The organism is Vibrio sp. D173a (assembly GCF_030248475.1).
Genome location: NZ_JAHGAH010000300.1, coordinates 1 through 21,193 on the forward strand (window position 1 = coordinate 1; position 21,193 = coordinate 21,193).

Sequence of the window (21,193 nt, forward strand, 5' to 3'; positions counted from 1 at the left end):
ATACGTTCCTCGCAACTCAAAATGACGCCCGAAAAATATCGAACTTACACCTTCTCCAGCAACTCCGGCATAATCTCAAACAGGTCGCCAACTAAACCATAGTCTGCAACTTGGAAGATTGGGGCTTCTGGATCACTGTTGATCGCCACAATCACCTTGGAATCTTTCATCCCTGCTAAATGTTGAATTGCACCGGAAATACCCACAGCAATGTACAGCTGAGGCGCGACAATCTTACCTGTCTGCCCAACTTGCAAATCGTTAGACACAAAACCCGCATCTACCGCAGCGCGAGACGCACCAATAGCGCCACCAAGCTTGTCAGCAAGTTGTTCCACCAGCGCAAAGCTCTCTTTGCTGCCCAACCCACGACCGCCGGACACAACGACGTTCGCCGCCGGTAGCTCTGGTCTTTCACTTTCCGCTTTCTGCTGTGAAACAAACTCACAGTGTTCTGCCTTAATTACCGTTTCTAACGTGGCGACATTCTCAACTACTGGAGAATCAGACACAGCAATTGCGTCAAACGCAGAGCTTCGAATCGTCATCACTTTGGTAGCATCGTCCGAGCGAACTCTGGCTAACGCATTACCGGCATAGATTGGACGAACAACCGTATCAGGCGATTCAATCGCAATCACATCCGACAGCTGCCCAACATCCAGCAATGCAGCGACACGAGGCATTAGGTTTTTACCAAACGTACTCGCTGGAGCTAGGATATGAGAAAAATCCTTACCAACGTCGGCAATTAATGTCGACAGGTTTTCTGCCAACGGATGCTGATATTCGGCAGCATCACTCACGATGATCTGCGAAATACCTTGTACACACTTCAACTCGCCCAATACTGAACCGCAATGATGGCCGATGAGCAACGCCGTTACAGGCAAAGGTGTACCGTCTTGTTGAATATCAGAAGCCGCACTCAATGCGCGTAATGTATCCACTGAAAGTGATTGGTTATCGTGTTCCACAATGACCAAGGTTGCTAACGGTTTGTTTTCCATGATTATGCCTCCTAAATCACTTTCGCTTCGTTTTTGAGCTTGTCGACTAACTCGCTCACACTGCCTACCATTTCGCCCGCTTTTCGTGCAGGCGGTGTCATGACTTCAAGTACCTGTTGGGAGCGTTCAACACTCACATCAAAGAAGTCTGGTGTCATCACAGACAAAGGCTTCTTCTTCGCTTTCATGATGTTCGGTAGAGAGGCATAACGCGGCTCATTTAGACGCAAATCTGTGCTGATAATGGCAGGCAAATCCAGCTTGAGCGTCTCTAAACCGCCATCAATTTCTCTCGTAACAAAAGCCGTTTCCCCTTCGACTTTCACTTCCGATGCAAATGTTCCTTGAGGACGATTCGTCAATGCAGCCAACATTTGCGCAACTTGGTTGTTATCTGTATCGATTGACTGCTTACCCAAAAGCACCAGTTGAGCCTGTTCTTGCTCCATAACGACTTTGAGCAACTTCGCTACCACAAGAGGCTCTGGCGGCAGCTCAACATCGATATGGATCGCACGGTCTGCACCCAGCGCCAGTGCTGAACGTAATTGCTCCTGACAGCTAGTATCTCCAATCGAGACCACTAGCACCTCTTCCGCAACGCCGGATTCTTTTAGGCGTACAGCCTCTTCCACCGCAATTTCACAGAACGGATTCATCGTCATTTTTACGTTGTTGGTTTCCACGCCGGAACCATCCGATTTCACCCTAACTTTCACGTAAGGATCAACTACACGTTTAATCGCAACCAGTACTTTCACATTCCCTCCTAGCAGATCGCAATAGCGATACGCGTCCTAGCAATTGGGTCATACGTGACCAAGATTTTCATTAAAGCTAAGCATTTTCATCGTGTTGCTTGCAAAAACCATTTAGTGACATTGTCACTGAAAAATCTTATCACGCCCTTTGACGTTACCATTTGAGCTTAGTTTAGTTTACGTTTACGTCAACTGGACTATAGTTCTTTATACGAGCACTGCTTATTAAAAGAAGCACCTGAAACACGAAGAAAGGTTTCACACAAAGGAAGCAAGATGATGGAACGAGAATGCATGGAATTTGATGTTGTAATTGTTGGCGCAGGACCTGCTGGGTTGAGTGCCGCCTGTCGATTAGCGCAACTCAATCAAGAGCGAGAGGATGAGCCGCTTTCTATTTGTGTGGTTGAAAAAGGTTCAGAAGTTGGCGCCCACATTTTATCTGGCGCGGTATTTGAGACTCATGCGTTGGATGAACTCTTTCCAGACTGGCAGAGCATGGGCGCGCCTCTCTCGGTATTCGTAAAAAACGACGCCTTCTTATACTTAACGACAGAGCTCAACCACGTCCGCGTGCCTCACTTTCTGACGCCAAACCCAATGCTTAACGATGAAAACAACTACGTTATCAGCTTGGCAAACTTGTGTCGTTGGTTAGCAGAGCAAGCGGAATCGCTCGGTGTCGAGGTCTATCCCGGCTTCGCGGCTTCCACCATAAACTACGACGAATCAGGTGCAGTAACTGGAGTAAATACCAGTGACATGGGCTTGGATAAGCAAGGGGAAGCCAAACCCAACTTTGAAGCGGGTATCGAGTTAAAAGCCAAATACACTGTATTCGCCGAGGGGTGCCGAGGCCACCTTGGTAAAGAGCTCATCCAACGATTTGGTTTAGACGATGATAAACAACCGCAACATTATGCGCTCGGGCTAAAAGAGATCTGGGAGTTACCTGCTGGCGCCAAAGATCAATCTGGCAGTGTGATCCATTCTGCAGGGTATCCACTGAGTGAATCCAACACCACTGGTGGCGGTTTTCTTTATCACATGGAAAACAATCAAATCGCCGTTGGGCTTATTGTCGACTTAAACTACAGCAACCCTTACTTGAGTCCATTTGACGAGTTTCAACGCTTTAAGCACCACCCTGCAATCGAAAAACACTTAAAAGGCGCTCAACGCATCGCTTACGGAGCAAGGGCTATTGCCAAGGGTGGGCTTTCTTCTCTGCCGAAACAACAATTCCCCGGAGGTCTATTAATTGGTTGCGATGCAGGCACCTTGAACGTCGCCAAAATCAAAGGCAGTCACACTGCGATGAAATCTGGCTTGCTAGCGGCAGAAGCCATAATCGAAGCATTCACACAAACAAATCCAGAACCGGATTACCAAAGCCGATTTGAAAGCTCATGGTTGTATGAAGAACTCAGCGAGACGCGTAACTTTGGTGCGAACATTCATAAGTTCGGCAGCCTACTCGGCGGTACACTTTCCACCTTTGAACACAATATCTGGCAACCACTAGTCAAGAAACCAATACCATGGACAATTACCGATACTTCGCTCGATCATGAACAATTAAAACCGATTGACGCATGCCAACCCATTGAATACGTGAAACCTGATGGCATCATCAGTTTCGACAAGCCCTCATCGGTGTTTTTGTCCGGAACACAGCACGAAGAAAACCAGCCATGCCATTTGCAACTCGCCTATCCTCATATTCCGATTCAAGTGCATTTGAAGAAGTTTGATGAGCCGAGTCAGCGTTACTGCCCTGCTGGCGTGTATGAAGTGGTAGAAGTAGAAGGCAAGAAGTTACTCCAAATCAACGCCGCAAACTGTGTGCATTGCAAAACCTGTGACATCAAAGACCCTTCGCAGAACATCACCTGGAAAGCACCAGAGGGTGGCGGCGGACCGAGTTATCAGAACATGTAACCAATGAATGACTAGCGCAATGGTTAAGCTGTTGCGCTAGCTTAATGAGTCGGTCAGTCTAAGTATCAAACTCGTTACTCAAAAATTCTTTAAGCGGCATAGGCTTAGCAAACAAGAACCCTTGTAGATAGCTTACGCCTCTCTCCTTCAAGTACTCCGCTTGAAATTCCGTTTCTACCCCTTCAGCGACCACATCCAGCGACAAGTCATGAGACAAAGTAATCATATTCTGTAATAAGTGACCGGTTATCGTATCAACGCCAATATCTCGTACAAACGTTTGATCAATCTTAAGATAATCTAAATCGACTTTACGTAAGTTGACCAAAGAAGAATGCCCTGTACCGAAATCATCGATTGCGATTTTACAGCCCATGTCTTTTATCTGAGTGAATATTTCATCGGTTAAATCGCAGTAATTTAACGCCTCTCTCTCCGTGAGTTCTAAGACCAAGGTAACGTCTTTAGAATCAACAATATCGATGAATTCTTGGCAAGCGCTAACAAGCGTCCCTTTTGAGCAATGTTGCGGTGATATATTCACACCGACATGAAAAGGTTTTGGTAGTTTGTCTTTCCATAGGCGAATTTCTTTCGCAGTATGTATCATCAATTGATGTGTGATCGGAAGGATCAACCCTGAACGTTCAGCTTTAGGGATGAAAAGATCCGGTCTTACCGTCCCTTGGACTGGGTGCTGCCAACGCAAAAGGATTTCAATTCCCTGAATCTCTCTGTTTGCACTGTTCAAAATAGGCTGTGCGTAAGGGACAAACTCTTTGTTTTCCATCGCCCTCTCTATCTCTAGGTATAAGTTTGATGGACGTCTTGATAGCCACAGAAGGTAAAGCGCAAAGAGCGTCTGAATGATTAAGATAGCAACAATATATTGATTATCTTGCTCCCAAAATGCAGAAATCATACTAGGGTAATCAAACCCCGAATACACACTGTAAGGAAAGTTAGCTGATGACACTTTATGCCAAGCGACCAGCCTGTCCGCTGGGTTAACTTTAAGCACAAGGTCTTTGCTATCGAGCCACTGTTCACCTACAGCCAAGTATGAGTGCAACTTGTCGTGAGGCTCTAACAACTGCCTCAAGTACAGGCTATCTATCCCACTAAATGCGGTATTCTCACCCGACTCAGATCGAACCACAATAAGAGGATGTTTGGCATCGACTTTACTGCCATGCATTAAACGTAAACGCCCAGAGCTGTAATCTGCTAGGTCGTACTGGTAATGGCTGTCTCCCCAGATCGAGGTACAGTAAATCACATTATCTTTGGCTAGGTTGGCACTTCGTACATACGGCACTGTCGCGACCAAATGGCGCAAAGCCACACTGTGAGCCTCACAGCTATCGGGATTCTCCAAAAGCATCAAGGATTGGTTGTTAGCCTCTTCACCATACTCCAGAATCTCATCGACCTCTTGGACCACACTCGACGCTTTTAACTGAGATAACTCATCAAGTGACTGACCAAAGCTGAAATACAAAAACGCCAGCGCGAAAAGGCTCGGAAGAAAAGAGAGCAAAACTAGATTCGTTGAATTTTTCTTACTGTTTGCAAACATGAAAGGCCTAGTTAATGGGATATATGTTTAGTTTGTAGCCTGCCTTCTCAGAAGTGATAGCACTCAACAAACTTATTGGAGCGATTTAATGTATGGATATCAGTATATAACGTGACCTCTACATACCATGTGAGACTAGCTTTCTTTTTGCGCATCGTATTCTCAATTTTGAGAAGTTGTAACATTATGCTGTATTTTTGTATAAGTAGCTCTTGAACTCATCGAACACAAAGTTTAAGCGCAGGACTATAATTAGGACGTTAACTTACCTTCAGAAAACGATAAGCGTACTGTCAAATCTTCCCGTGACAGAGAGGAATAAAAGAGGCTAAGAGAGTACGCTACTAAAATCCACTAATACGATGACACAGCCTGAGAGTAATAAAGCAGCATTCATTAGTGGCAAGCGATGCAGAGAAATCATTTCGAGCAAACCGAAGTGGTTTAATACATGAATAGAGCCTCATATCACATGAGGCTCTATTCTTCGCTTACGTTTAGTAAGACCTCTACCCCTGCTTCACCTTCTTCTACGATATCCGTTTCTTGGCTCGGCTCTTTCCAAGTTGTTTGACGCAGAGATCGGGGCAATGACACGCTCCCGAAGGGCGAGCTGTCTTGGCTTGTATACTTTGTTGCCGATGCTTGATTTAGACCCACTAGATCTTTAAATCGCCGCCGCGTCTACAAACCAAGTCATTCTCGCTGAACCTAGCATCTCGAGGTTACTTGGGTATAAAGATTCACTTGCTAGTACCTTCTGTTGGTATGCTTTAGCACCTTCCGATAACTCGATGCCATAAGTTTAGAAGCGCAATGCCAAAGCTGTATGCATAGCATCGGCGATAGACCATTCTCCAAATAACCAACCGTCCGGATACAGCTTGGCTGAACAACGAATATTCGAGTGAGATAGAGTCGGTAGCATAATGCGATATTATCGCCATTCCTCATCAATTCCGGATATAATGCTGCCCTTGTTCCAGCTGATGAATCATGACAATTCGAAAATACTACGTAACTGAAGGCGACACGACGTGAAAGAAAGAGAAAATTGCCTACCCAAAGCTGGCGCTATGTGACCAATGTGTGGGTAGCTATCTTGTGATCAGCGAAGGCGAACGCACGTAAGGAGAGTGCGCTAAATGCGGTGAGGATGATTAACGCTAGCGCGATAACTTGATGATATGAGGCAAGATTGAATTTCTGCCTCATCTTACTCTGTAAGTGCAGGCTCTTCTCGCAATAAAATACAGCCATTATAATCCATCAGCCCCCGTGTGACGTGCACTTCTCCTTGTTTTGAAACAACCACAGCCTCGATGCAATGTTGCTGATTTAGGTACGACATCGCTTCTTCTACGCTTGGTAAAAAGCCTGCGGTACTCCAAATTTCACCATCGACAGACAGCCGAGAGATAATCGTCAAACTAGCGATATCGGTTGAAATTGGTATCCCCGTTTTGGCATCCAACAAGTGATGATAACGCTGCCCATTTGATTCAAAAAATCGCTCATTGATACCCGATGTCACCATCGACATGCCCTGTAAAGGTACGATGCGAACGACATCACCGCGCTGTGATAATGGGTTCTGAATGCCCACATTCCATGCTTTGTTGCTGTTATCTGGCGAATGACCGATGGTCAGTACGTTTCCACCTAAACTGATAAAACCACTTTGCACGCCAGCCTCAACCAGTTTGTTCTTTACCTGATCAGCGAAGTAACCTTTAGCTATCGCTCCCAAGTCTATCTCCATCCCCTTTTGACTTAAGAACACCGAGTGGTCATCTTCGCTCAGAATGATCTTGGTAGGATCGACCAACGATAACTTGTCGGTAATCACATCATGAGACGGCACTTTGGCATCCATAAAACCAATTCTCCAAGCTTTTACAAGCGGACCAACTGCAACGTTAAAAGGATTTCTTGTGTCTTCGCTGTGCTGTTTAGCAAGCTTAATCAGGTTAAATAGGTCATTTGCTACCACCAAAGGTGCTATGCCCGCATTTTGATTGACACGCATCAATTCAGAGTCGGGTTGATTGACCGTAAATCGCTCTGCGTAATCGGCGAGTTGCGCGTAAGCTTCTCTTATAAGTTGCTCACCCTTCGAGTGATACACCACCACATCGATAAAGGTGCCCATCATCTGAAATCTGGCGCTGTATTTATTCGTGCTCATCGATTTCTCCAAACGCTAAATACGGAAAAAGAGGGAAGCATAGCCCCCCTCTGAATTATTACTTATCCTGCTCTGTTTTGCTCTTGAATGAGTACCTAAATAAGATCAGACGCACTCTCACCAGCGATACGACCATAAGTGAAGATATCGATCAGCGCGTTGCCACCAAGACGGTTACCCGCGTGGATACCACCCACCACTTCGCCTGCTGCGTACAGACCTTGAATAACTTCGCCGTCTTTACCAATCACTCGCGCCTTAGTATCAATCTTCAAGCCACCCATTGTATGGTGAACCGAAGGCTTACGTGGCGTCGCGTAAAACGGTGCTTTTTCCACTTTCAAACCGAACGCACTCTTATGGAACTCAGGATCATGTCCTGCATCCACACAAGCGTTGTATTGTGCGATGGTGTTAGTTAGCTCTTGCGTCGGAACGCCAATCTTCTCAGCCAACTCTTCTAACGTATCAGCTTGAATAATGATGCCTTCTTTGATTTCACGCTCGATGGTTTCATCTGACGTATTCGCTGCGGTTTGACGAATGTTCTCGTCCGCAATCATGTAAATCAGACCACCGTTATCGAAGAACGCATCAGAAAGCACATCACGGCTACCACACTCATCAACGAAGCGATTACCTTGCTTGTTCACGAACACAAAGTTCTCTGGTGGCACAATCAGGCCGGTTAACAGCGCACCTGATTTAGGGTCACCAATAGGCATTAATTGCACAAAGCCCATACCAACTAATTCTGCGCCCGCTTTCTCACCAATTTCAATGCCGTCACCAACCAGTGCTGGTGAGTTTGTGGTCTTGATGTCGTCCGCGATTTCTTTCCAGTATGTGTTGTACTTTTTAATCATCTGAGTGTTTGCGCCGAAACCACCAGAGGCCAACACCACACCATAATTAACGTGGAGGATAAGCTCTGTACCGTCCGCTTGAACCGCTTTGATGCCCACCACTTTACCGTTATCAAGCATCAAATCCGTTGCACGTGTATCCGTAATGATGCGACCGTTTTGCTCTTGGATGCGTTTTGATAGTTTGTCGACAAACTCTACGCCTTTTTGACGTTTAGGTTTGTGTGCACGACGCCACAAGGCACCAACTGGAATCTCAACAACGCTACGGTCAAAATCAATGCCCTTTTCACTCAACCAATCAATAGATTCCATAGAGCGAGATGTTAGGGTCTCAACCAAATCGTATTGACCATAAATTGATTCACCATTCAGGTCAGTACGTTTACCGCCAAGGTAGGTTTGAATGCGGTGTAATTCGACAGAATCGAACAAGTACTGCTTACCGTTCTCAAGATCTGTAAAGTAACCGTCTAGCTGTGCTTTAAGTACTTTGAAGTCTTCAAGGTACTCACCCGCAAACTCGGATTCCTCCGTTTTCGCTAGCTGCATCAAGGTTTCTTTTTCTCCAGGAAGTGCTTGGAAATCACCTTGCCATTTTGGTTCTGCCGCGTTCACCCAACCGCCAGTACGCACCGTGTTACCACCGATTGCAGGGAACTTCTCAAGCAAAATAACCGACTTGCCTTTATCTAGTGCTGTTAAGGTTGCACTCAAGCCAGCACCGCCGCCGCCAACAACCACGATATCCACTGTTTCTTCGATGGTTTTCGATGACCATGACACGGCTTCTTTAGCTTTGAATCGTAGTGCTTCTGAGTTACCACCCGCCAGATCAACGGCGTTCGACACCCCGTCCAGTACTGCTTGGCTGCTGACTGTCGCACCGGATATCACGTCGATGTTCAGTGTTTGACCATCAAGGATTTGTTGAGGAATACGTTCAAACGCTGGGTTTGCGATACCGTCTGATTCCTTAGAAGAGTCCACCACAATGTCGAGGATTTTATCTTCAGAGAAAGTAACGGTAACCGGCAAGTCACCATTGTGACCGCGACCATACGCCGTGTACTCGCCTGAGTTAAATTTGATTGGAACATTCTGCAGCTCTTTGATGCGTTGGTGCTTCAATGCCTCTGCTGCGCTGTCCACAATCATGTAGTCCATGATTTCCCAAAGGGGCGTTGGAATTTGCAGCGCTTCTTGTTGTGCGATGTCCGCGAACTCAGCACAGGTCTCATCGTTAAGCGCTTTGTTTGCCCAAGTAGGTTCAACCAAATAACCTTTACCGACACTGACCATGTCGTAACCTTGCCTTAGTGCATTTTCTGCATCTTTGCGCTGAGCAATACCACCAACACCAATCACTGGTACTTTTGCGACACTTTCAGATTGAAGTTTACGGTATTTGTCGATAAGTGGCTCTTGATCCTCAGGCGTAACGATTGAGTTACGTAACCAGCTACCCATTGAGAAGTGGAAGTAATCCAAACCGTGAGTTGCAAGCTTGTCTAGTAGGAACATGGTGTCATCAAAACGGATGCCCGGCTGTTCGATTTCCTCTGGGGAGAAACGGTAACCGATGATGAAATCAGATTTGTTATGTTGCTCAGCTACTTGCTTGGTTTTTGCAAGTACAGCTAGTGGGAAGGAGGTACGCCTTTCAATGTTACCACCCCATTTGTCGTGACGACGGTTTGAGTGTGGCGAGAAGAATTGCTGAATTAGGTATGTGTTTGCGCCGTGAATTTCAACGCCATCGAAGCCAGCAAGAATTGCACGGTTTACTGCATCACCAAAGCGCTCGATCATCTCTTCGATTTGTTCTTTGGTCATCTCAAGTGGTGTTTCAGCGTTGTCACGTAGGGCAGCGACAGGACTTGCAGAAATCGGTTGGTGTCCGCCATTGAACTCAGGGTTTGCCATACGACCGGCATGGTAGATCTGCAAAATGGCTTTAGAGCCTTTTGCTTTAATCGCATCGGCAAGCTTAGTTAAGCCTGCGATTTTGCTGTCGGTATCAATACCAAGAGCACCCGGGAAAGCACGACCATAATTTTCTACAAACGCACTCTCGACAATGATTGCCCCCGCATCACCAGAACGTGCCGCGTAGTAGTTGATCATCTCTTGCGTTACGCCGCCATCAAAGAATGCAGACTGAATCGTCATCGGTGCCATCACGATACGATTATGCAGTTTGACCCCTGATTGAAATACAATTTCATCGATTAACTGAGCCATAAATAGTTTCCTTTAACAGATTAATTCTCATATCAAAGGCACCTCCAGTTCGGTCTGCGCACCACAAGTGTTTTTGATATGAAAACCAACGCCCTCATTCGATAACCACAAAAATATTATTGATTTGACCGTATGAGTAAAATGAATACTTTGCATTTTAGCTATGATTGAAGCGCATTAATTACAGGCCAAGTGGTTTGATTTGAATGGTAAAAACGGCAGGAGATGAAGTGCGACGCCTTAACGTTTAGTTAGGCGTTAAGCCTTTTCTGAACTGGAATATAACGAGTAATTTAAGTGCTAACTTACGAAGAAAAGGTAAAAGTGAATTGGGTAACTAGACGAGTACTCAGCGACTCAACAAGCCTACGAGGTACGGATATTATCGCCGTTATCTGTACTCCGTATTTTTATGTCTCAAGTCTTTATGACTCATCTCTAAGAGTCACATAACCGACTTTCATCACGGTCAGATAATTTTACAAAAAACAGATATTGCCTGTCACCTATTGCACAATTCATCGCTACTTTATTTGCTTTCGAAATGCCCCCTCCCACCGACGTTACCTTCATCACCATTCGAAAAATTTAGATGAAAAAGCTAGTAGTTCCGGTAGTTTACCTACAGTTTTATTTTGAGAGATTGCGTAAACTGCTGCAGAACTATTCATTGTTGCTCTATTCATTGTCGAAACAGTATTCACTAACGGCAAGGCAATTGAGCGCCTAAAACTAAAAAGAAAATACTTCGAAAAGGATTAATATATGAAGGCGTCAGTGGTAAACCTAATCTGGTTATCCGGTAAAATGGTGATGGCACAAGTGGATTGGCGTTATCCGGTTTTGCGTATGGTTCCACTCCAGAAACCATTGGTGACATTCAGTTTGTCGACCCAAACTTTGCTGATTGCTTTTCTGGCTACGAAGCGTCTTCACCAAATATTTTGACCGAACTCGACTGCTCCAACAATAACATTAGCTCTGTGGAAGAAATTAAATATTTCCCTGTACTAGAAGACTTGATTCTCCTAAATAACAACATTAAAAGCGTCGATACTACAAATAATCCAAAGCTCAAACGCCTGATCTTGGCGAACAACCAATTGACAGATATCGACCTCTCTCATAACCCAGAGCTTGAAACTCTGACTATTTCAGAAAACAACCTGACGCAGCTCAACATCAATAAGAACTTGAAGCTGAAAAGTCTCTACGCCTACAAAATGCCTATTGCAAAAATAGACATACGCCATCTATCACGGTTGCGTGACCTTGGATTCAGTGCCCATAAACTGACAGAACTTAACGTTAGCCAAAACTCCGAACTAAAGACGCTCTTTCTTGGAAGTGGCAGCCTAACTACGATCGACTTAAACCATAACCCAAAGCTTTCGCACGTATCTCTTCAATCAAACCAATTGCAAGAGATTGATTTATCGAAAAACGCGAATCTTAAGCACCTTAACGTGCGTAATAATAAGCTCACCAGTTTGGACTTAAGCCAACAGACACAGTTGCAAGAAGTTAAAGCAGACTACAACCAGTTAGCCGAATTCCAATTGGGTAAAAACCCAAACTTAACATCACTCGAGCTAAACAATAATAAATTGACCAAACTGGATCTGACTCAACAACTGGCCTTGAAGAAGTTCATAGCATTCAACAACCCACTTTATGATATTACATTGGCTAAAGGTCATGAGTTTGTTCTGTTTTCAGTCGAGGGTTCACCTTATGCCGCTGCTCTAACGACGACCTCTCAAGCAAGCGAAGAGAAAAACATCTCAAACCTACTATCTCCTCGTGTCAGCATTATTGAAGGTGGTGTAATAACGCAAGAGGGAAAAGAGTACACCGTGACTCCAACACAAATGGTGATGCCAAAACTCGGCCAATACATTGGCTTTCGATACTCGGCTACGTTGCCCAAGAATGCGCAGGGTGAAGTAGAGCCTAGCCTTGCAAAAACCAACAAATTCCCAATCACCGTCCGGATGACACATCCAAAGATTGTCGTTCCTAAAACAGGCAAAGGATTCACCGAATCTACTTGGCCTGACACCATGTTTAAGCATGATCGTAACCTCGCGATGTGGTATTTCGGCGATAAAAGCGAGCTGGTGTCTGGCCGTTGGCAACTCGAGATACTTTACCGCGATAGCGTCGTGGCAAAAAAAAGCCTTCCAGCTAGTCAATATGGATGATCCGAAAGAACTCACTTCAATCAAGGAAGCTCTGGTCATGCAAAACTTACTCAGCAAAGGTTCTAGTTATGTTTGTAAAGAAACCGCCTTTCAGCGCTGTTTTGGGTTCGATAGTACTCGTAAATGTGAACAAGCTCTTGAGCCTTACACCAAGAGCTGCCAGTCATTAATGGCACGAGAAATCAAAAAACAAAAGGACAAATTTGACAGTAAAGACGCTCTGAAAAATGCGTTTCTCTTTTATACAGGGTGTTTAATGGGAACCTACGCAGAAGAAAATCATTTCGAGCGAACAGAAGTACTTCAATGTATGAAAAGTAAATAAGGTATTTTTGAATAGAGCCTCCCATCAAGTGAGGCTCTAGTACCGTTAAACTTCTACCCCTGCTTCATCTTCTTCTACGATATCCGTTTCTTGGTTCGCCTCTTCCAACCATTGCTGTAAAGATTCACTTGCTAGCACCTTTTGTTGGTAAGCTTTGGCACCTTCCGATAACTCGATGCCATAAGTTTGGAAGCGCAATGCCACAGGTGCATACATGGCATCGGCGATAGACCATTCTCCAAATAGCCACCCGTTCGGATACTGCTTTGCTTGTTCTGTCCAAATAGCATCAATACGCGCAATATCCTTACGCGCACCTTCAGTTAAATCGACTTTTCTGCGCGCGCAGATATTCATTGGGAGTTCGTTTCTTAAATCAAAGAAACCCGAATGCATTTCTGAAGCGATGGCGCGTGCTTTAGCCCGTTCTGCAGACTTACTTGGCCATGCTCTACCTTGCAAGTACTGCTCGTTAACGTACTCCAAAATCGCTAATGAATCCCACACGGTTGCGTCACCATCCACCAATGTAGGTACTTTCGCGGTTGGTGTAATACATTCCAAGGTTTTGTAAAAATCTTCCGTGAATAACTTGAGCTTGGTGACTTCCACATCCAATTTGAATTGAGAAAAGATCAGCCATGCGCGCAGTGACCAGCTCGAGTAGTTTTGGTTAGCAATAAACAGTTTCATGACGCCCCCATGCGGTTCGTGTTTTGAGTACCCATTCACAATATCTGATTGTATTTAAGGGGACTAACGGATAGTTTTGATGGAACACTTCAACAAAAACGATGGATGAGTTTTAGATATGGATATCGATGCGTTGCGTAGCTTTCTTGCCTTTGTAGAAACGGGAAGTTTCACTCGTGCAGCCAAACAGATCAATCGCACCCAATCAGCGTTTAGTGCACAAATGCGTAAGTTGGAAGACGAACTCAGTGTCAGCTTGTTTGAGAAAGAGGGTCGTAACCTCGTACTGAGTGAAGCGGGATTGGCACTACGCTCTCATGCAGAGCAACTAGTCAGCTTACACAATAAAGCGCTGAAACAGGTGAAGCGCTATGAAAATAAGCGCCCTCTTCGCTTAGGTTGCCCAGAAGACTATAACGACAATATCCTGCCTAAAGTCATTCGTGTATTACAACAATCTGAACCCACGTGTTCGATTCAAGTCTTCAGTGAGCCAAGCATCACCTTGAGAGAAAAACTCGATGAAGGAAAGCTAGACGCCGCTATTTTGACAAGAGCACCGGACAGTGAAGAAGGTTACTGGCTAGCAAGCGACAAAGGCGTGTGGATTGCTCATCCTGATTTTGACATCGAGCGCGCCCAACCTCTCCCTCTCGCCCTATTCCAAACCGACTGCAAATACCATGCTGCGGCCGTCGATGGATTAACCAAACGTGGTATTCCTTATCAACTATTAGCGTGTTGCAATACGGCCTCTGCACAACGAGCAATTGTACGTTCAGGTATGGCTATCGGTGCTATGGGCAGTATTAGCGTTAGCGATGATCTCGAGATCTTAAACGATATGCCATCGCTGCCTTCCGTGGATATTGTGCTGGTAACGGGTGTTGAGCCTCATCCAATACTGGATAAAGAATGCTTAGCGCAATTGGTTGAGTTAATGGCTTAACCGGATTAGCTAGCCAATCACAAAGTTAAATTCGCCCGTTAATCGCCCGTCGAATAGTATAGTTTCAAACTGTAGAGAATCACGGGCTTTGCCGCCCCACCATTCATCACCAGTATTGCCTTTTAAGTACAACTGAGTGGTCAGCAGCTCTTGGTTATCACGCCACAACTTGACGTGAATGTGCGGCGGACGAGAGGCATAAGGCACGGGATACAAAGTCTGGAATAAGTAGCGACCATCCGATTGAGTTTCGACTGCGCCAAAGCCTGCAAAGTGAGCATCAAACTTATCGTTATTTGGCTGCTTAGGATGCTCGTAAATCCCCTGCCCATCACATTGCCAGATTTCTACCTTGATGCCTGAAACTGGGTTTCCTGTTGTATCTACGACTTTGCCTTGCAACACGATAGGTTCACCGACCAAGCCCTCTGATTGCAGAATCAAGTTTTGACGAAGAGGAATGTTCACTACTGGATAAAATGGCCCTTCTGTTTGTGCTGGCGTCGGTCGCATTGGTGTTTTCGCTTTTAAAGAGGGTGCGAACAACAATGTCCACAGCGCTAAAAAGTGTCGTCGTTCCATAATGTCACCAATCGAAAAGTTTTGAGTTAAGTTTGGTGGAACTTGAGCGATTTGCCATGACGAATATAAAAAATGCCCCTGCTAGAGAGTCATTTGCAGAGGCACTGTGGAACTAAATGATGAGTGTTTGATTGAAGATTTATGCGGCTTCGAACGCCAATGCTTTCTTCTCTACCTGACGGAAAATGAGAGTTAGCACACCATTTACCGTTAAATAAAATGCGCCTGCAATACCAAATACCGTCAATGTATCGTAAGTTTGTGCGTTAATGCGCTGCGCGTAACCCATCAGATCCATGATCGTAATCGTGCTTGCTAGTGACGTGCCTTTGAAGACCAAAATCACTTCGTTCGAGTAAGCCGGAACAGCACGGCGAATAGCGTAAGGCAGCAGCACTTTCAGCGTTGCGGCTTTGTTCATACCCAGAGCACGACACGCTTGCCACTGACCAGAAGGAATCGCGTTAAAAGCCCCTTTGAACAACTGAGTACTGTATGCCGCGGTATTGAGCGCTAGCGCTAACATCGCACAGAACCAAGGTTGGCTTAACCATGTCCAGAATACACTTTCTCTTACTGCATCAAACTGACCTGGACCGTAGTACACCAAGAAGATCTGTACCAACAAAGGTGTACCTGTGAACAAGGTGATGATGCCACGACTTACCCAATGTAAACCCGGAGTACGTAGGATCAGAGTCAGCGTCATCATCAAAGCTAAAAGACAGCCCACAACCAAGGAAGCGGCGGTCAATTGAAGGCTAGTGCCTAAGCCATCCAGCATTTGCCAAACATGTTGTTCGTTCATGCGGTTGCCTCCTGTCCCATGCTCATGCCTTGAATTGAGAATTTCTTATCAATCAGTTTGACGGCACGTTGTGTAATCAAAGTAATGCCTAAGTAAATCGCCGCAGCAGTTGCGTACCATGTAAATGCTTCATGGGTCGCTGCAGATGTTAGCTGCGCTTGTTTCAACAAATCCGTTACGCCAATCAGTGATACAAGTGCGGTGTCTTTCAGCAGAACCAACCATTGGTTAGTTAAACCTGGTAGTGCGTGTCTTATTGCTTGTGGTAAAACAATGCGAACGAAAGCGTGTGCTTGACTGATGCCGAGTGCACTTGCTGCTTCTCTCTGCCCTCTTCCAACGGCTTTTAATGCGCCACGTAGAGTTTGAGAAGCGTAGGAAGCGAAGATCAATGACAACGCCACCACGCCAGACAAGAACGGGCTAACTTCAATAAAGTCGCCGGTGATTAAAAACAGAACCTGCGTCGAACCAAAATAGATGAACAACACGACAAGGATTTCTGGCAAGCCACGCACAATCGTCACAAACGCCGTCATTGGCCATTTAACGAAAACGCGGCGAGACATTTCACCACTGGCGAATACCACTGCCAGAATCAAACCGACTAAAAGGCTTGTGAATGCTAGCTGGACAGTCATCCAACTAGCTTGAACAAGCGATAAAGAGTAACCCGTTAGTGCCATATTACTTACCGAAGTACTTGTTGTAGATTACGTCGTATTCGCCGTTCGCTTTCACTGTTTTCAGTGCCGTGTTCAGCTTGTTCACTAGCTCGTCGTTACCTTTGTTTACTGCGATACCGAAACCGTTACCGAAGTATTTAGGGTTAGTAACGTGCTCGCCCACGTACGCTAGGTTGTTTTCTTTCTTGAACCATTCCGCTACAACTGCTGTGTCACCGAATACAGAATCAATACGGCCATTCTTCATATCGATGAATGCGTCTTGGTAGCTTGAGTAAGGAACCGCTGTTACACCTGGCATTTGCTCGATCAGGTAGCTTTGGTGTGTTGAACCGTTTTGAACACCAACACGCTTACCTTCTAGTGCTTTTTGATCGGCCACTTTTTCTTTGATAGAAACAAACGCTGCTGAGTTGTCGTAGTAAGGGGCAGAAAAGTTCACTTGCTCCAAACGCGCGTCAGTAATATCCATTGCAGAGATAGCCGCATCGTAACGCTTGAATTTTAATGCAGGGATCAGGCTGTCAAAAGATTGGTTGTGGAAGGTACATTGTGCTTCCATTTCTTTACATAGTGCGTTCGCCAGATCCACGTCAAAACCTTGGATTTGGTTGTTTTCATCCATGTATTCGAACGGTGCGTAAGTCGCTTCCATCGCGAATTTGATCTCTTCTTGTGCTGCTGCGTTCGCTGCCATGGTTGCAGAAGAAAGGCCGATTAGTGAAGCTAGTAAAATCTTTTTCATTGCAATACTCCGTGTGTACTTAGTGGGCTGACACTCGCAATGACAGCCGAGCTTATCTGTTAAATAGACTGAACTTTAAAAAACGTAATTTAGTGATTTAGGTAATCGGCAAACTGAGTGGTTTGCGGATTAACAAATGCGTCGTGCGTGCCGTGTTCTACGATGTGACCTTGTTCTAGGTATAGAACATGGCTAGCGATTTTCTTGGCGAAATCCACCTCGTGGGTCACAACTACTTGTGTAATTCCGGTTTCGCTTAAATCATTAATGATTTTGACCACTTGGTTCGTGATTTCAGGGTCAAGCGCCGCGGTAGGCTCATCAAAAAGCAAGACTTCTGGTTTCATCATCAGGGCTCGGGCAATCGCCACACGTTGTTGCTGACCGCCAGAAAGTTGCATCGGCCATGCATCCGCTTTGTCTGCCAAATGCAGCGTCGCGAGAATTTGCATTGCCTGCTTCTTCGCTTCTTCTTTATCCATGCCAGAGACTTTTACCGGAGCCTCAATCAGGTTCTCCATCACTGTCATGTGTGGCCATAGGTTGTACTGTTGGAACACCATGCCCACTTTACGACGAAGCGCTAAACCTTGCTTCTCTTTGATTTCAGTTGAAAAGTCGAATGCGTCATCAGCGATGTTTAACTGGCCGTTATCCGCTCCTTCAAGAAGGTTAAGAACACGTAGTAGAGAGCTCTTCCCTGCACCACTTGGACCGAGTAACACCAGCGTTTCACCGCTTTCACAATTAAAACTGACATCGTGTAGAACTTGGGTATCGCCGTAAGACTTATTGATACTTTTAACTTGAATACTCATGCTGCCATACTGCATTAATTGTCATCTGACGCTCATACTAGCAAGAAGGAGATTTTATGCAATAAAAATGTATAAAAATTTAAGTTGTTAATTTTTTGTACAAGAAAAAACCAGCTCAGCAGAGTATATGACTGGTGCAATGAGTAAGGTTTTAACGGTATTTGTTGAAGAAAGTAAGGTGCACAAACAAGTGCTTTACAAGATCATCAAGTTGCATAATTGGAAAATAAAGCACTTTAATTTTCAATTCACACAACCAACCATACAAACTGAAACATAGCATTAAAAAATACGCAAGGTCATAACAAATAAGATTCTTTATCTTTTACAGCACGAAGTACCGGATATATTATTGCAACCAGAGGCACAGAAAATACTTTAGTTATGAATTAGTGTGTCCTTGAATATCATGAGCATCACATAAAACAGGAAAGAACAATGAAATCTAAAATTGCAGCAGTTACGATGTTTGCTGCTTTTGTCAGTGGCTGTGCTACTCAGAGCCCTCAGATTAAGTCTACAGAAAGTAGCCATTCACAAGCTGAGCAACTTCAGGCTCAAAAACAGGCCCTTGAAAACTCATCTCAGTCACCAACCTTGAAACGCAAAGTCGCATTAGGTCGAATTTCTAATGAGACCATTTATGGTAAAAGTTTACTGCGAGATGAAAAAGGAGATGTCCTCGGTAAACAAGTTACGGACATGTTATCCAAAGCTCTGACTGAGTCAGGCCAATATATGGTTTTTGAAAGACCGGACATTGAGCGATTGAAAGATGAAGCAAAGCTTACCGGTGAAGAGTTAAACATAGTCGGTGTAGACACTTTAATCATTGGTTCATTAACGGAGTTTGGCCGCAAAACTGAAGGTGAAAGTGGCTTCCTATCATCGACCAAAAAACAAGTAGCTTATGCAAAAGTCGACCTACGACTAGTAGATAGCAAAACAGGACTCGTATACCACTCACTTTCAGGTGCTGGCGAATCGAGTTCAGAGTCCGCTTCTGTGGCAGGGTTTGGCTCTAAGTCTTCTTATGATGGCACGTTGAACGATTCTGCAATCGCAAACGCAATTTCTGACGCTATTAGTAAGCTAACGGCAGAAATCCAAACAAGACCATGGACAACTGACATCCTTGCAGTCGAAGACGGCATGATTTACATCAGTGGTGGCGAATCTCAAGGCATCAAGTCAGGTATGACTTTCAATGTTGAAACTCAAGGCAAACAAGTGAAATCAAAACAAACTGGTTTTGATATCACCCTTCCAGGGAAAAAAGTCGCTGAGATCGAAATTGTTCAAACTTTTGGTGATACAGAGACAAACGAAGGTGCCATCGCTGTCGTAAACTCTGGTTCAATTGCAAACTTTGATATCAACAGCTTAAATGTTGTGGAGCAAAAATAATGAACATCAAACTAATGATCTCTGCCCTGATTCTTGCTTTCACAGCTGGCTGTGTACAAATGCCAACAACAGAAAGCAAGACAGTCGATAACAGACCACAACTAACATTCTCTGTTCAAGAAGACAGTAGCTCTGATTACAACGTAGTGATTGATGGACTAGATAATGGTTCTATTGCACAGTACACCACTGGTAAAAAAGCGCTCCGTGTTCTTCCTGGTACTCACATTATTGAGTTCTACAAAGATGGTTCACTAATATCATCACAAAAAATCTATGTCGGTGATGGTGTAACAAAAGAGGTAATTGTTGAATGAAATATTTAGCGCCTGCACTTGCCGTTTCTTTACCTCTATTTTTAGTAGGCTGTCAAACGACAAACACCTTATATGATTGGGGCGGTTACGATGAGGGACTTTATGAGTACTATCATGACCCAGTTGAAGCCAAAGAATTTCCGGTAGCTCTGGAATCACATCTTGCTGAGCTAGAGGAAAATGGACAAAAACCAGCGCCAGGACTATACGCAGAAGTCGGTACCTTTAACCTGAAATCAGGCGATACAACTAAGGCTGTAGCTTTTTATAGGAAAGAGGCGGAAGTTTGGCCGGAAAGTGCACCATTAATGAATGCGCTTATTCAAAACTTGGAGAGACAAGATCACGAAGCTGGGGTAAACAATTGATGAATTACGTTAAGACTCTATTCTTGATCGCGCTTGCATCTACATTATCCGCATGTCAAACAACTAAAGTAGAACGACAAACTGGTTTTGAGGATGCTAATCCTAAGTCGATCCTTGTTTTGCCTGTCGTAAACCAAAGTGTAGATGTGGATGCACCACTAGCCGTATACAGCTCTCTTCCTGTAATGTTGGCAGAGAAAGGTTACTATGTTTACCCATCAAATACAGTAAAGACTATTCTTGAATACGAAGGGCTATACGAACCTGCGGAAATCCAATCCCTCCCAACTGATAAGTTAGCAGGCATGTTTGGTGCAGACGTCCTCCTTTATGTGACGATTGAGCGCTGGGATACCACGTATGTTCTTATTTCAAGTACAACACAAGTAGAGTTCACATACACTTTCAAAGATCGTGAAGGAAAAACTATCTGGGAAGCCTCGAAAAAGATGGAGTACACCCCTCAGAATAGCTCTTCGGGCAATGCCATCGCAGACTTAATTGGCGCAGTAATTACAGCGACAATTAACAGAGCGGCACCTGATTATATGCCGCTAACCCGAATGGCTAACTATCAAGTGTTCTACACAGATCAGTCAACGTACTTGCCAAACGGCCCCCATTCAAAAAAAGCAACAAATTAAACCATCCGGTGCTATTTCTAGTAAGCGGATTGCTAAACAAGCAATCCGCTTTTTTATT

Annotated in this window: 19 protein-coding genes and 1 pseudogene; 8 read left to right on the forward strand and 12 right to left on the reverse strand. The window is 44.8% G+C overall.

Annotated features, from left to right (window positions below):
• Nucleotides 1-44: 44 nt before the first annotated feature.
• Nucleotides 45-1,010, reverse strand: coding sequence for an FAD-binding protein (locus KIV40_RS24580; protein WP_285351808.1), 966 nt, complete (start codon nucleotides 1,008-1,010; stop codon nucleotides 45-47).
• An 11-nt stretch (nucleotides 1,011-1,021) separates the two neighbouring features.
• Nucleotides 1,022-1,771 (reverse strand): electron transfer flavoprotein subunit beta/FixA family protein, encoded by a 750-nt coding sequence (locus tag KIV40_RS24585; protein ID WP_012129187.1) that lies wholly within the window; start codon nucleotides 1,769-1,771, stop codon nucleotides 1,022-1,024.
• Between the two features lie 279 nt (nucleotides 1,772-2,050).
• On the opposite strand from KIV40_RS24585, the gene KIV40_RS24590 reads away from it, so the two are divergent.
• The gene (locus KIV40_RS24590) at nucleotides 2,051-3,712 is read left to right on the forward strand and encodes an electron transfer flavoprotein-ubiquinone oxidoreductase (protein ID WP_285351829.1); all 1,662 of its coding nucleotides are present in this window, start codon (nucleotides 2,051-2,053) and stop codon (nucleotides 3,710-3,712) included.
• A 58-nt stretch (nucleotides 3,713-3,770) separates the two neighbouring features.
• On the opposite strand, the gene KIV40_RS24595 is transcribed toward KIV40_RS24590, so the two are convergent.
• The 4 genes and pseudogenes from KIV40_RS24595 to KIV40_RS24610 all read right to left on the reverse strand — a co-directional run bounded on the left by KIV40_RS24595 (nucleotide 3,771) and on the right by KIV40_RS24610 (nucleotide 10,589).
• On the reverse strand, nucleotides 3,771-5,291 hold the full coding sequence (locus KIV40_RS24595; RefSeq protein ID WP_012129184.1) for an EAL domain-containing protein: 1,521 nt from the start codon (nucleotides 5,289-5,291) through the stop codon (nucleotides 3,771-3,773).
• A 667-nt stretch (nucleotides 5,292-5,958) separates the two neighbouring features.
• A pseudogene (locus KIV40_RS24600) lies at nucleotides 5,959-6,180 on the reverse strand (hypothetical protein); the annotation flags it as partial.
• A 327-nt stretch (nucleotides 6,181-6,507) separates the two neighbouring features.
• Nucleotides 6,508-7,479, reverse strand: coding sequence for an FAD:protein FMN transferase (locus KIV40_RS24605; protein ID WP_285351811.1), 972 nt, complete (start codon nucleotides 7,477-7,479; stop codon nucleotides 6,508-6,510).
• 95 nt (nucleotides 7,480-7,574) lie between these two features.
• The gene (locus KIV40_RS24610) at nucleotides 7,575-10,589 is read right to left on the reverse strand and encodes a flavocytochrome c (RefSeq protein ID WP_285351813.1); all 3,015 of its coding nucleotides are present in this window, start codon (nucleotides 10,587-10,589) and stop codon (nucleotides 7,575-7,577) included.
• An 827-nt stretch (nucleotides 10,590-11,416) separates the two neighbouring features.
• Here KIV40_RS24610 and KIV40_RS24615 point away from each other — a divergent pair.
• Together KIV40_RS24615 and KIV40_RS24620 are read left to right on the forward strand one after the other, a co-directional pair.
• Nucleotides 11,417-12,793 carry a DUF3859 domain-containing protein gene (locus tag KIV40_RS24615; protein ID WP_285351815.1) on the forward strand — a complete coding sequence of 459 codons (1,377 nt, stop codon included), beginning with the start codon at nucleotides 11,417-11,419 and terminating at the stop codon, nucleotides 12,791-12,793.
• Nucleotides 12,786-13,118: a hypothetical protein gene (locus tag KIV40_RS24620; RefSeq protein ID WP_012129175.1), complete on the forward strand. Its 333-nt coding sequence runs from the start codon at nucleotides 12,786-12,788 to the stop codon at nucleotides 13,116-13,118. Before KIV40_RS24615 ends, KIV40_RS24620 begins: the two co-directional genes overlap by 8 nt.
• Nucleotides 13,119-13,163: 45 nt before the next feature.
• On the opposite strand, the gene KIV40_RS24625 is transcribed toward KIV40_RS24620, so the two are convergent.
• A complete protein-coding gene (locus KIV40_RS24625) occupies nucleotides 13,164-13,811 on the reverse strand; it encodes a glutathione S-transferase family protein (RefSeq protein ID WP_012129174.1) in 648 nt (215 codons plus the stop codon).
• A gap of 118 nt (nucleotides 13,812-13,929) precedes the next feature.
• Between KIV40_RS24625 and KIV40_RS24630 the strand changes: the two genes are divergently transcribed.
• Nucleotides 13,930-14,760 carry a LysR family transcriptional regulator gene (locus tag KIV40_RS24630; protein ID WP_285351818.1) on the forward strand — a complete coding sequence of 277 codons (831 nt, stop codon included), beginning with the start codon at nucleotides 13,930-13,932 and terminating at the stop codon, nucleotides 14,758-14,760.
• Between the two features lie 9 nt (nucleotides 14,761-14,769).
• Here KIV40_RS24630 and KIV40_RS24635 read toward each other — a convergent pair whose 3' ends face one another.
• The 5 genes from KIV40_RS24635 to artP form a co-directional block, all read right to left on the reverse strand.
• Complete coding sequence (locus KIV40_RS24635) at nucleotides 14,770-15,342, reverse strand: protocatechuate 3,4-dioxygenase (protein WP_012129172.1); 573 nt, start codon at nucleotides 15,340-15,342, stop codon at nucleotides 14,770-14,772.
• Between the two features lie 139 nt (nucleotides 15,343-15,481).
• Nucleotides 15,482-16,150, reverse strand: a complete 669-nt coding sequence (gene artM / locus KIV40_RS24640; RefSeq protein WP_005431471.1) for an arginine ABC transporter permease ArtM — start codon at nucleotides 16,148-16,150, stop codon at nucleotides 15,482-15,484.
• On the reverse strand, nucleotides 16,147-16,836 hold the full coding sequence (gene artQ, locus KIV40_RS24645; protein WP_012129171.1) for an arginine ABC transporter permease ArtQ: 690 nt from the start codon (nucleotides 16,834-16,836) through the stop codon (nucleotides 16,147-16,149). The genes artM and artQ overlap by 4 nt, the downstream gene beginning before the upstream one ends.
• A gap of 1 nt (nucleotide 16,837) precedes the next feature.
• The gene (locus KIV40_RS24650; protein ID WP_012129170.1) at nucleotides 16,838-17,581 is read right to left on the reverse strand and encodes an arginine ABC transporter substrate-binding protein; all 744 of its coding nucleotides are present in this window, start codon (nucleotides 17,579-17,581) and stop codon (nucleotides 16,838-16,840) included.
• Between the two features lie 89 nt (nucleotides 17,582-17,670).
• The gene (gene artP, locus KIV40_RS24655) at nucleotides 17,671-18,399 is read right to left on the reverse strand and encodes an arginine ABC transporter ATP-binding protein ArtP (RefSeq protein WP_086371358.1); all 729 of its coding nucleotides are present in this window, start codon (nucleotides 18,397-18,399) and stop codon (nucleotides 17,671-17,673) included.
• 438 nt (nucleotides 18,400-18,837) lie between these two features.
• Between artP and KIV40_RS24660 the strand changes: the two genes are divergently transcribed.
• From KIV40_RS24660 to KIV40_RS24675, 4 genes are read left to right on the forward strand one after another with little or no spacing between them, the layout of a single operon-like run.
• Nucleotides 18,838-19,806 (forward strand): CsgG/HfaB family protein, encoded by a 969-nt coding sequence (locus KIV40_RS24660; protein ID WP_285351821.1) that lies wholly within the window; start codon nucleotides 18,838-18,840, stop codon nucleotides 19,804-19,806.
• Entirely contained in the window at nucleotides 19,806-20,123 is a 318-nt protein-coding gene (locus KIV40_RS24665) for a hypothetical protein (protein WP_012129166.1), read from the forward strand. The genes KIV40_RS24660 and KIV40_RS24665 overlap by 1 nt, the downstream gene beginning before the upstream one ends.
• Entirely contained in the window at nucleotides 20,120-20,491 is a 372-nt protein-coding gene (locus tag KIV40_RS24670) for a DUF4810 domain-containing protein (protein WP_012129165.1), read from the forward strand. Before KIV40_RS24665 ends, KIV40_RS24670 begins: the two co-directional genes overlap by 4 nt.
• A complete protein-coding gene (locus KIV40_RS24675; protein WP_285351824.1) occupies nucleotides 20,491-21,135 on the forward strand; it encodes a GNA1162 family protein in 645 nt (214 codons plus the stop codon). The genes KIV40_RS24670 and KIV40_RS24675 overlap by 1 nt, the downstream gene beginning before the upstream one ends.
• Nucleotides 21,136-21,193 lie beyond the last annotated feature (58 nt).

What these genes read in the sequence shown, in the direction of transcription:
- KIV40_RS24580 (WP_285351808.1), bottom strand. Translation starts at nt 1,010, where the DNA reads ATGGAAAACAAACCGTTAGCAACCTTGGTCATTGTGGAACACGATAAC.
- KIV40_RS24590 (WP_285351829.1), top strand. Translation starts at nt 2,051, where the DNA reads ATGGAACGAGAATGCATGGAATTTGATGTTGTAATTGTTGGCGCAGGA.
- KIV40_RS24595 (WP_012129184.1), bottom strand. Translation starts at nt 5,291, where the DNA reads ATGTTTGCAAACAGTAAGAAAAATTCAACGAATCTAGTTTTGCTCTCT.
- KIV40_RS24605 (WP_285351811.1), bottom strand. Translation starts at nt 7,479, where the DNA reads ATGAGCACGAATAAATACAGCGCCAGATTTCAGATGATGGGCACCTTT.
- KIV40_RS24610 (WP_285351813.1), bottom strand. Translation starts at nt 10,589, where the DNA reads ATGGCTCAGTTAATCGATGAAATTGTATTTCAATCAGGGGTCAAACTG.
- KIV40_RS24620 (WP_012129175.1), top strand. Translation starts at nt 12,786, where the DNA reads ATGGATGATCCGAAAGAACTCACTTCAATCAAGGAAGCTCTGGTCATG.
- KIV40_RS24625 (WP_012129174.1), bottom strand. Translation starts at nt 13,811, where the DNA reads ATGAAACTGTTTATTGCTAACCAAAACTACTCGAGCTGGTCACTGCGC.
- KIV40_RS24630 (WP_285351818.1), top strand. Translation starts at nt 13,930, where the DNA reads ATGGATATCGATGCGTTGCGTAGCTTTCTTGCCTTTGTAGAAACGGGA.
- KIV40_RS24635 (WP_012129172.1), bottom strand. Translation starts at nt 15,342, where the DNA reads ATGGAACGACGACACTTTTTAGCGCTGTGGACATTGTTGTTCGCACCC.
- artM (WP_005431471.1), bottom strand. Translation starts at nt 16,150, where the DNA reads ATGAACGAACAACATGTTTGGCAAATGCTGGATGGCTTAGGCACTAGC.
- artQ (WP_012129171.1), bottom strand. Translation starts at nt 16,836, where the DNA reads ATGGCACTAACGGGTTACTCTTTATCGCTTGTTCAAGCTAGTTGGATG.
- KIV40_RS24650 (WP_012129170.1), bottom strand. Translation starts at nt 17,581, where the DNA reads ATGAAAAAGATTTTACTAGCTTCACTAATCGGCCTTTCTTCTGCAACC.
- artP (WP_086371358.1), bottom strand. Translation starts at nt 18,399, where the DNA reads ATGAGTATTCAAGTTAAAAGTATCAATAAGTCTTACGGCGATACCCAA.
- KIV40_RS24660 (WP_285351821.1), top strand. Translation starts at nt 18,838, where the DNA reads ATGAAATCTAAAATTGCAGCAGTTACGATGTTTGCTGCTTTTGTCAGT.
- KIV40_RS24665 (WP_012129166.1), top strand. Translation starts at nt 19,806, where the DNA reads ATGAACATCAAACTAATGATCTCTGCCCTGATTCTTGCTTTCACAGCT.
- KIV40_RS24670 (WP_012129165.1), top strand. Translation starts at nt 20,120, where the DNA reads ATGAAATATTTAGCGCCTGCACTTGCCGTTTCTTTACCTCTATTTTTA.
- KIV40_RS24675 (WP_285351824.1), top strand. Translation starts at nt 20,491, where the DNA reads ATGAATTACGTTAAGACTCTATTCTTGATCGCGCTTGCATCTACATTA.